This window comes from Luteibacter jiangsuensis, assembly GCF_011742555.1.
Lineage (GTDB): Bacteria > Pseudomonadota > Gammaproteobacteria > Xanthomonadales > Rhodanobacteraceae > Luteibacter > Luteibacter jiangsuensis.
In genome coordinates this window covers 1-1,225 of record NZ_JAAQQR010000019.1, presented here as the reverse complement: position 1 = coordinate 1,225, position 1,225 = coordinate 1, and the positions used below count along the sequence as shown (strand labels likewise).

General features: G+C 62.5%; 1 protein-coding gene. It reads left to right on the top strand.

Features of this window, described 5'->3' with window-relative positions; genetic code table 11:
• Positions 1-63: 63 nt before the first annotated feature.
• A protein-coding gene (locus tag HBF26_RS19335; RefSeq protein ID WP_167129840.1) for an IS3 family transposase occupies positions 64-1,196 on the top strand; the annotation gives its coding sequence in 2 pieces (ribosomal slippage) (positions 64-319 and positions 319-1,196; 1,134 coding nt in all).
• Positions 1,197-1,225: the final 29 nt, after the last annotated feature.

Genomic DNA, 1,225 nt, shown 5'->3' with positions numbered 1-1,225 from the left:
TGACCTGCCCCCACTGAGCCGTACCACATGAAGCTGTAAAGTCCGTCAATCACGAGGACGGATATGAAGAAGAGTCGTTTCACCACCGAGCAGATCATCGGGTTTATCAAGCAGGCTGACGCAGGCATGGCGGTTTCGGAGCTGGCCCGGCAGCATGGCTTCAGTCCCGCCAGCTTCTACGCTTGGCGGGCCAAGTACGGCGGCATGGAGGCCGAGGATGCCAAGCGGCTGAAGGATCTAGAGTCCGAGAACAGCCGGCTTAAGCGACTGCTCGCGGAGGCGCATCTGGACATTGAGGCGCTGAAGGTCGGGTTCGGGGTAAAACGCTAGCCCCGCAACGCAAGCGCGAGGCAATCCGGCGCATGTGCGAGCTGACGCCGATCAGCGAGCGCCGGGCTTGTCGCCTTGCGGGGCTATCCCGCGATGCTTTCCGCCATGAACCTGAGCCCACGCCTGCCACGCAGGCGTTGTCGCTGCGGCTGGTCGAGTTGGCGCAGGTCCGCCGTCGCTTCGGTTACCGCCGCCTGCATGACCTGTTGAAGCGGGAATTCCCGATGGTGAACCACAAGAAAGTGTATCGCCTGTATCAGGAAGCCAAGCTGTCCGTGCGTCGTCGCCGCAAGGCGAAGCGTCCGGTCGGCGAGCGCCAGAAGCTGCGGGCGTCCTGTCGGCCGAACGACACCTGGAGCATGGACTTCGTCTTCGACGCCCTGGCCAACGGGCGCCGGATCAAGAGCCTGACCGTCGTCGATGACTTCACTCGCGAGAGCGTGGACATCGCGGTAGATCACGGCATCAGCGGCGCCTACGTCGTACGGCTTCTCGATCAGGCCGCCTGCTTCCGTGGCTACCCGAGCGCCGTACGCACCGACAACGGGCCCGAGTTCACCAGTCGCGCTTTCATCGCCTGGACGCAGCAGCATGGCGTCGAGCACATCCTCATCGAACCGGGATGCCCAACACAGAACGGCTACATCGAAAGCTTCAACGGCAAGTTCCGAGACGAATGCCTCAACGAGCACTGGTTCACGTCACTGACGCAAGCGCGCGGCGTGATCGGGGAATGGCGTCGAGATTACAACGAGGTCCGGCCCCATAGCAGCTGTGGCCGCATCCCGCCGTCGCAATTCGCTGCTCACCACCGCGCACAACAGGACAACAACGCAGTAATCTTCAACCCCGGACTTTCACAGTGATCATTGGTACGGCTGGTGGGGGCAGGTCA